The following is an 8239-nucleotide window of genomic DNA, read 5'->3' as shown; positions in this document are numbered from 1 at the left end:
GGCCCGGGCGCCGGAGACGCCCGGGCCGCACGGGACCGGAACGAATGCGGTCCGCTCAGCGGGTGGGGTCGAGGATGACCTTCATCGCGCCGGGCTCGCCGTCGTACAGGCGGGCGAACCAGTCGGCGCCCTCCTCCAGCGGGGCGGTGGCGGTGATCAAGTCCGCGACCCGGATCGCCCCGCTGGCGAGCAGGTCGATGCAGGCGGGGTACTCGCCGCTGGAGGCGCAGGTCCCGAACAGGGACAGCTCCCGCGTGACGACCGATTGCAGCGGGAACTCGACCTTGGGGGCCAGGTTGCCGACCAGCGTGATCGACCCGCCCTTGCGAACGCTGTCGATCGCGGATTGGACCGTCGGCGGGGCCCCGACGACCTCGAAGGCCACGTCGGCCCCGCGGCCTTCGGTCAGGTCGCGGACGGCCTGCGGCACGTCGGTCTCTTTTGCGTTCAACGTCACGTCCGCCCCCAGGGCCTTCGCCCGCTCCAGCCGGGTGGCGTCCAGATCGACGGCGACGACCCGCGTGCAGCCGGCCAGGCGGGCCGCCTGGATCGTCAGCAGCCCGATCATCCCGCAGCCGACGACCACGGCCGTATCGCCCAGCCGCACCGGCGTCCGACCGACGGCGTGCACCGCGACGGACACGGCCTCGATCATGGCGGCGTGCTCGAACGGCAGCCCTTCCGGCAGCTTGTAGGAGACGTGCTGGGGAACCGTGACGTATTCCGCGAAGGCGCCGTGGCGGCGGTAGTCGCCGCAGGAGACGCCCAGCACCTGCCGGTTCTCGCAGAGGTTGATCTGCCCCCGCCGGCAGAAGTGGCACGTCCCGCAGGAGATCGTGGAGTCGAACGTGACGGCGTCGCCGGGCCGGAAGCCCGTCACCTCCGAGCCGACCTCCGCGACGACGCCGGCGGCCTCGTGGCCCATCACCAGCGGGGGGATGCGGCGGCCGCTGCCGCCGTCGTACCCGTGCACGTCGCTGCCGCAGATCCCGCACGCCCGAACCTGCACGAGCAGATCGTGCGGGCCCGGCGTCGGGGCCTCGAAATCGACGACCTCAAGCTGTTTGAGGTCGGAGAGCAGCAGCGCCTTCATTGCTTCGTCGCTTCGTCAGGTCGGACCGGGGGCGGGCGGTTCACCGTACGCCCGGAGGGGCGTCGGCACAATCGACGGGGTTCCGCCCTGAGATCAGGCGTCAAGGTGGTGCGGCGCCTTCGGCCCCCCCGCGGCGGCGTCGGCGCGGAACTGGCCCGGCGTCTTCCCGGTGATGCGTTTGAAGACGACGTGCAGATACTCCGGGTGCTCGAACCCGCACAGGGCCGCGATCCGCTCCACCGTCAGGTCCGTCGTCCGGAGCAGTTCGCAGGCGCGTTTAACCTGCACCTGGCGGATCTCCTCCTGGGGCGTGCGGCCCAGGTGCTTGCGGACCTTCCGCTCCAAGGTGCTGCGGGAGACCGAGGCGTTCTGGACGACCTCGTCGACTGAGATCCCGCGGCAGGCGTGCTGGCTGATGTAGTTCAGCGCCGCGGCGACGCCGGCGTCGGCGATCGCCACCGCGTCGGTGGACTGCCGGGTCGCCACGCCCAGCGGCGGGACCACTTCCACGGCGGTCGGCGGCGGTTCGCCGGCCATCCGAGCGGCCAGCAACTCGGCGGCGCGGTAGCCGACGCCCTCCGCGTCCGGGATGACGCTGGAGAGCGGCGGGGAGCTGAGCCGGCAGAGCAGGTCGTCGTCGTCCACGCCGATCACCGCCACGTCCTCCGGCACGGCGAACCGGCGGGCGGCGCAGGCGTCGAGCACCTGCTGGCCGCGGACGTCGTTGCAGGCCATCACGCCGAACGGCCGCGGGATCGTCGCCAACCAATCGCCCAGCCGGTCCCGGTCCACGTCCCAGGGCAACGCCCCGGGGCCCAGCCAGGAGACGTGATTGCGCTCGCAGCGCCCGCCGCGGCCCTCGACGTACTCCACGAACCCCCGCTCCCGCCGGGCGGACCAGGCCTCGCCGAAGAACCCGCAGTAGGCGAACCGGCGGTAGCCGCGTTCGTACAGGTGCTCGCCGGCGAGCCGACCGATCGCCGCGTCGTCGCTCCGGACCAGCGCCCGGCCCTCCTCCCGGTCGGTGATCTCCACCAGCGGCAGGCCGGACGCGGCGGCGGCGGCGGTCAGCCCCGGGGCGGTCGCCCGCGAGATCACCCCGTCCCCGTCCCACCCGGTCAACCACTGCGGGGGGCTCTGCGTCAGGTCCCGCTGTTCGAGGAACACGGACCAGTCGTCGTGCATCCGCATGAACCGCGTGATCCCCGCGAGCACGCCCCGCCCGTACCCGCTGGAGGTCTCCACCAACAGCGCCACCCGCTTGCGGGCGGGCGCCCGCCCGCAAGCGGACGGCGGAGCGTTCGAGCCGGGTTCGCGAGACAAGGGTTTTGGGATCGGCGGCGGGACGGGCGGTCGTCAAGTCTCCCGTCAGCCCCGATCGGGGCCGGCGGAGAGCGATCGGGACCGCCACTCTGACGGACGTCCGTCCCCGCGGAAAGCGGTTCGAACCGATCGGTCAACGATTCTCCGCCCGCCGCGCGTGTCACAGCGGGCGCCGACGGACCGACCGCCCTGCGGGCCTTCTGAGAATGTGCGTCGACAAGGATGAGATGGGGCGTCAACGCGTCGCCGCACCTCCCATCGGCAGCTTCGACTGGGCTCCTCCCATCAAGATAGACTCGATCCACGTTCTGCGATGGATGCGGGGCCTGCGGGAGGCCGATTCTCTGGCCTTCTTCAATGCGTCGGGCTACAGTGGATTATCAGTCGCCGCGATTGCCTGTGAGAAAACGCGGCGCCGTCTATTCGCCCAGACCGTTTGGTCTTCTTCTAGCCCCTCACTGATATCACGACGATGGATCGGTCATCCCAAGGACTGTTGAATCAAGGCGCTTCGAATCAAGGACCGTCGAAGATTCGGTCCGGCTTCACGCTGATCGAACTCCTGGTCGTGATCGCGATCATCGCGATCCTCGTCTCGCTCCTGTTGCCGGCGGTGCAGCAGGCGCGTGAAGCGGCCCGGCGGAGCCAATGCCAGAACAACCTGAAGCAGTTGGGCCTGGCGGCGCACAACTATCACAGCACGTACGAGACGTTCCCGTCCGGGATGGGGGGGTCGGAGGGCGTTCCTCCCTACGCCGATTTCCTCAGCAACCGGGGGCGGTTGAGCTGGATCGCCGCCCTTCTGCCGTACATGGACCAGACGGCGCTGTGGAACACGATCAGCCGACCGCTGGCGAACCCGGACGCCGGGTCGGGCCAGCCGAACCCCTGGCCCGCCATGGGGCCGGAGCCCTGGCGGACCGCCTACGGACCGTGGACCACGTCGATCGCGTCTCTGCTGTGTCCGTCCGACGGAGCCCCCGTGAGGGATATCGGCGACACGAACTACAGCGCCTGCTGGGGCGACAACGGTCGCGGGTTCACCTTCGCCGCGGAAAACCGGGGCATCTTCGGGAAACGGGTCTGGCGGGGCACCCGGGACGTGCGGGACGGCACGACCAACACGGTGATGCTCGGCGAGAACGGTCGCCCCGACGGCGGTCGCTCCTTCGTCGGGAACGTCGCGATGGGCGGCGGCGGGCAGATCGTCTACGCGACCGTGCACGCCAACCCGGGGGCGAACTGCCTGGATAAGGCCTCCTTGAACAGCGACGGCTCGGCGGGGACGCCGGGCACCTACGGCGACGGGATCGACCTGAGGGGCCGCGGAGACCAGTGGACCCAAGGCATTCCCATCTACTCCGGCTTCAACACGGAGCTGCCGCCCAACGGGCCGAGCTGCCAGCAGCAGAACATCCCCAACCACGACGGCATCATTTCCGCGGGGAGCCGCCACACCGGCGGCGTCCAGGTGTGCATGGCCGACGGTTCGGTCACGTTCATCTCGGAAACGATCGACACCGGCAACCTGAACACTCCGCGGCCGACGAGCGCGGGCACCCGCAGCCCGTACGGCACCTGGGGAGCATTGGGCACGCGCGACGGCGGCGAGGTTGTCGACGAGTATTGATCCCGATTCATTGATCCCGACGGGGCGTCGTCGCCGATCGACGTCCCGCACGAGGGATTCGCCGAACGATACGGATTCGCCGAAACGACAGAGCCCCCCGCCGTCCGAGGCGGGGGGCTCCGTTCATTGATCATTTCTCTACGACGGCCGTCGACGCCCGGCTCGCCCCCTCGGCCGACGCCGCCCAGACCGGCGGGCGGATCGGGACGGTCCGCGGTTCGCCGGTTATTCCCCGGGCCCCCGCGGCGCCGGCGTCTGCGTTTGGAAGGCGTCCTCGGCGGCCTGCTCCTCAGGCGTCTGCGTTTGGATCGCCGTGCCGTCCTCATGCCCGCCGCAGCCGGCGACGAACGACAGGCCGCAGCCGAGAGCGCCGAACAGGGCGAGCGCCGCGGCGGGCCGGGCCGCCGGACGCTTCTCGCCGGGGGAAGTTGAACCCATCATCGAGCGTAAGATCAAAAGGAACTGGACACGGGAAACGCTGACGCAGCGTCTCACAGTCGTCCGGATCCGACAACCGTCCCGGAGCCGTCGCCACGCCGGGGGACGGGGGCGTCCCCGGTCGTTTCGCAAGACAAGAGGGGACCGCTGCGTTTGGGGGACGAATTCCGCGTCGCCGCCGGGGTGACGGCTCATCTCACCTCTCTCACCCCGGTCGGGCGTCGCGATCCGCCGCTCACGGCGCCGGGGGGGTGCGCCCGTCCCGCTCGGCGGGGGCCGGCCGGCCGGCCGTCACCTGGTGATTGAGGACCTCGCCGACGAAGGGGTTGGGAGCCTCGTAATCGCCGGCGGCGGTCTGGTCGTCGTGGCCGACGGAGAACGCGTCGATCGGCTGAACGGGGAGGAGCCCCGGGGAGTCGCCGGCGATCGGGGCGCCGTCGTTCACGCGGAGCGTCATCCGGTTCGCCGTCAGCGTCGCCTCCAGACGCACCTCCCCGGCGACGGCCGTCGCGGCGGAGAGCCGAGCGACCCGGCCGTTCACCCGCACGTCGAACGTCGGCACGCCGTCCACGAAGTGCAGCGCGTACCCGTGCTGACGGCCGCCCTGCGCCAGCACGACCCCCGCGGGGGCGGCGGCCCGGACCGTCGCTTCGATCGTGAGGGGCGCGTCGGCGATCTTTGGCGACGCGGCGGCCTCCGGCGACTCCCAGATCACCTCCACCCGCCGCGCCCACGCCTCCCACTCGGCGACGAGTTCGGCGACCAACTCCGGCCGCTCCGCCGCCAGGTCGTGCAATTCGCACCGGTCGGCGGCGAGGTCGTACAGCTCCCACTCCGGGTCCTCGGGAAACCGCTTGCCCCGCACCAGTTTCCAGTCGCCGCGGCGGAGGGCGTGGGCGCCCTGGTGGTCGAACCCGATCGTCCGCTCCGCCCCCGGTTCGCCCCGCAGGACGGGCAGCAGGCTGCGACCTTCCGCGGGCGTGACGGACCGCCCCGCGACGGATTCGGGATACGGCGTCCCGGTCGCGTCGAGAATCGTCGGCAGCACGTCCATGACGTGCCCCGGCTCGCGGACCCAACCGTCCCGCGGCTTCAATCCGGCCGGCCAGTGGGCGATGAAGGGGGTGGAAATCCCGCCCTCGTGGGTGAAGTGCTTATAGAGGCGGAACGGCGTGTTGCCGAGGTTCGCCCAGCCGCTGCCGTACGACTGGTGCGTGCCCGGCTGGCCGATCTCCCGCAGTTCGGCGCCGGTTCGCAGCACGTTGATCCCCTGCCGCGAGGGGCCGTCGAAGCCGAACGGGCCCCACTCGTAACAGGCTCCGTTGTCGCTGAGGAACAGGATCAGCGTGTTGTCCAGTTCGCCGGCGGCCCGCAGGCGGTCCACGATCCGCCCCACGCCGGCGTCCACGCTCTGCACCATCGCGGCGAAGACGGCCATGCGGCGGGCCAGATCGGCGCGGCGGTCTTCCGGCAGGTCCGCCCAGGCCGGGTTCGGCTCGCCGGGATAGCCGTCGGCGATGTCGGGGCGGTCCACCGGGACCAGAGACCGCGGGGAGAGCGCCCACGCCGGACCGTCGGCCAAGCCGATCTGCTGCATCCGGGCGAATCGTTCCGCACGCAGGACGTCCCAGCCGCGGCGGTAGACGGCCTCGTGCGGGTCCGCCCGTTCCGCCGGCGCCTGCACGGGGAAGTGCGGCGACGAGTGCGCCAGGAACAGGAACCACGGGTCGCCGCTCTCCTGCCCCTGCTTCAGGAACTCCAGGGCGTACTCGGTGAACGCGTCCGTCGCGTAAAAGTCGTCCCCGAACGTCAGTTCCGGCGTCCGGTCCTCCGGCAGCCGGGCGTACCGGTCCGGGGCGTACTGATCGGCGGAGTGGTCGGAGGTGTAGCCGTAGAACTCGTCGAACCCGCGGGCGATCGGCCCCGTCTCCGGGTGCAGGTGCCACTTCCCGACGTAGTAGCTGCGGTACCCCGCCGGCTTGAGCGCCTCCGCGAGGGTCGCGCAGCGGTCGTTCAGTCGGCCCAGGTACCCGGGGCCGCGGTTCGCGTCGGGGCGCGCCGTGGTGAAGTCGCCGATCCCCGCCTGCGTGGGGTAGAGCCCCGTCATCAGCGAGGCCCGCGAGGGGCAACACCGGGCCGAGTTATAAATCTGGGAGCATTTCACCCCGTTCGCGGCGAGCGCGTCGACGTGCGGCGTGGGGATCTCCCCGCCGTAGCACCCGAGGTCCGAATACCCGAGATCGTCCGCCAGGATGACCAACACGTTCGGCCGTTCCGCCGGCGCCGGGGCGGTGGCCGCCGGAGGCGTCGGCCCGGGGTCCGCCGGCCCGGGGCCCGTCGGCACGCCGGACGCCGCGGCGACCGCGAGCGGCCAGGCCACCACGGCGGCGAGGGGGGCGAGGAGACGGGAAACGGACGTCATTGAGCGAACCTTGTCAGCGAACCGATTCAGCGGACTGCGAATGCCGCGCATCGTCCCGGCGGGGGCCTGCCGGCCGCGACCGAACGGGCGACGCCGGCTCCAAAGCGTGGAGCGCGGCGTCGGCGCCGAACCGCGGGCGGAGTCGTTGCGACGGGCGATGAGTCATCCTACGTTGATCCGTCAAAAGATTCTCGGGCCTCTCAATTCCCCAAGCGAACGCATGACCGCGCCCCTCGCCCGCCCCCCGGCGTTTCCGACCCGTCGGGCGTCCGGGCGTCGATCGCGTCGGCGGCGGACGGCGCTGTCCTTCGCCGCCGCGCTCGTCGGCGGGCTGCTGGCGGCGGGAACGCCCGCGTCGGCGGACGGCCCCCCGCGGCCCGACGGCGCCGACGAGCCGCGACGCCCGCCGAACTTCCTGTTCGTCCTCGTCGACGATCAGGGCTGGACCGGCACGAGCGTGCCGATGGACGGGGCCGATCCGCGGTCGAAAAGCGATTATTATCTGACGCCGAATTTGGAGCGGCTGGCCCGGGAGGGGACGCGATTCTCCCGCGGATACTCGCCGGCGCCGAATTGCTCGCCGTCGCGAATGGCGATCCTCACCGGCAAAACGCCGGCCCGGCTGCAGTTCACGGACATCGTCGGACGCGGCCATCGGACCGATCTCGGGGGACGCCAGCGGCTGCGGCCGGGCGGGAAGGGCGTCCGCGCGATTCAGCCGGAGGAAATCACGCTGCCGGAACTCCTCAAATCGCTGCCGGACGCCGGCTACCGGACCGCCCACTTCGGCAAGTGGCATCTGGGAAAGCAGCAACCGCCGGGGCGGCACGGGTTCGACGTCTCCGACGGCCCGACCGGCAACCGGGAGGGCAGCCTCGGCCCGCGCGTCGGGGACGACCCCAAACGGGCGTTCTCCGTCACGGAGCGGGCGAACGCCTTCATGACCGACGCGGTCGAGAGCGGGCGCCCGTTTTATTGTCAGGTCTCCCACTACGCGGTGCACCAGGCGATTCAACACCGGGCCGCGTCGCTGGCGCAGGCGGAAGCCCGGGAGTCCGGCGCCGTGCATGATGATCCGGCCTACGCGGCGATGACGGCCGACCTGGACGACGCGCTCGGTCGGTTGCTGACCCGTCTGGACGAACTGGGCGTCGCGGAGAACACGTACGTCGTTTATCAGGCGGACAACGGCAGCCCGCATCACCTGTCGGTCAGCCCGCCGCTGCGGCGGTTCAAACCGGAGATCTGGGAGGGCGGCGTGCGGGTTCCGACGCTCGTCCGCGGCCCCGGCGTCCCCGCCGGCGCCCAGTGCGACCTTCCGACGTCCGGCGCC

Annotated in this window: 6 protein-coding genes; 2 read left to right on the top strand and 4 right to left on the bottom strand. The window is 71.4% G+C overall.

All coding sequences use genetic code 11. The features are described 5' to 3' along the window. Positions 1 to 55: 55 nt before the first annotated feature. The gene (locus ACG2DA_RS20345) at positions 56 to 1093 is read right to left on the bottom strand and encodes a zinc-binding dehydrogenase (protein ID WP_395258202.1); all 1038 of its coding nucleotides are present in this window, start codon (positions 1091 to 1093) and stop codon (positions 56 to 58) included. A 93-nt stretch (positions 1094 to 1186) separates the two neighbouring features. Next, positions 1187 to 2416, bottom strand: coding sequence for a XylR family transcriptional regulator (locus ACG2DA_RS20340; RefSeq protein WP_395258200.1), 1230 nt, complete (start codon positions 2414 to 2416; stop codon positions 1187 to 1189). A gap of 472 nt (positions 2417 to 2888) precedes the next feature. On the opposite strand from ACG2DA_RS20340, the gene ACG2DA_RS20335 reads away from it, so the two are divergent. Next, complete coding sequence (locus ACG2DA_RS20335; protein ID WP_395258199.1) at positions 2889 to 4046, top strand: DUF1559 domain-containing protein; 1158 nt, start codon at positions 2889 to 2891, stop codon at positions 4044 to 4046. Positions 4047 to 4271: 225 nt separating this feature from the next. On the opposite strand, the gene ACG2DA_RS20330 is transcribed toward ACG2DA_RS20335, so the two are convergent. Then, complete coding sequence (locus ACG2DA_RS20330) at positions 4272 to 4487, bottom strand: hypothetical protein (protein WP_395258197.1); 216 nt, start codon at positions 4485 to 4487, stop codon at positions 4272 to 4274. Between the two features lie 232 nt (positions 4488 to 4719). Beyond that, positions 4720 to 6906, bottom strand: coding sequence for an arylsulfatase (locus ACG2DA_RS20325; protein WP_395258196.1), 2187 nt, complete (start codon positions 6904 to 6906; stop codon positions 4720 to 4722). A 220-nt stretch (positions 6907 to 7126) separates the two neighbouring features. Here ACG2DA_RS20325 and ACG2DA_RS20320 point away from each other — a divergent pair. Next, positions 7127 to 8239 (top strand): sulfatase-like hydrolase/transferase (locus ACG2DA_RS20320; protein WP_395258194.1); only part of this gene is annotated, 1113 nt, incomplete at its 3' end.

Source organism: Alienimonas sp. DA493 (assembly GCF_043951915.1).
GTDB lineage: Bacteria > Planctomycetota > Planctomycetia > Planctomycetales > Planctomycetaceae > Alienimonas.
This window is presented reverse-complemented; position numbering and strand designations above follow the sequence as displayed.

What these genes read in the sequence shown, in the direction of transcription:
- ACG2DA_RS20330 (WP_395258197.1), bottom strand. Translation starts at nt 4,487, where the DNA reads ATGATGGGTTCAACTTCCCCCGGCGAGAAGCGTCCGGCGGCCCGGCCC.
- ACG2DA_RS20335 (WP_395258199.1), top strand. Translation starts at nt 2,889, where the DNA reads ATGGATCGGTCATCCCAAGGACTGTTGAATCAAGGCGCTTCGAATCAA.
- ACG2DA_RS20325 (WP_395258196.1), bottom strand. Translation starts at nt 6,906, where the DNA reads ATGACGTCCGTTTCCCGTCTCCTCGCCCCCCTCGCCGCCGTGGTGGCC.
- ACG2DA_RS20345 (WP_395258202.1), bottom strand. Translation starts at nt 1,093, where the DNA reads ATGAAGGCGCTGCTGCTCTCCGACCTCAAACAGCTTGAGGTCGTCGAT.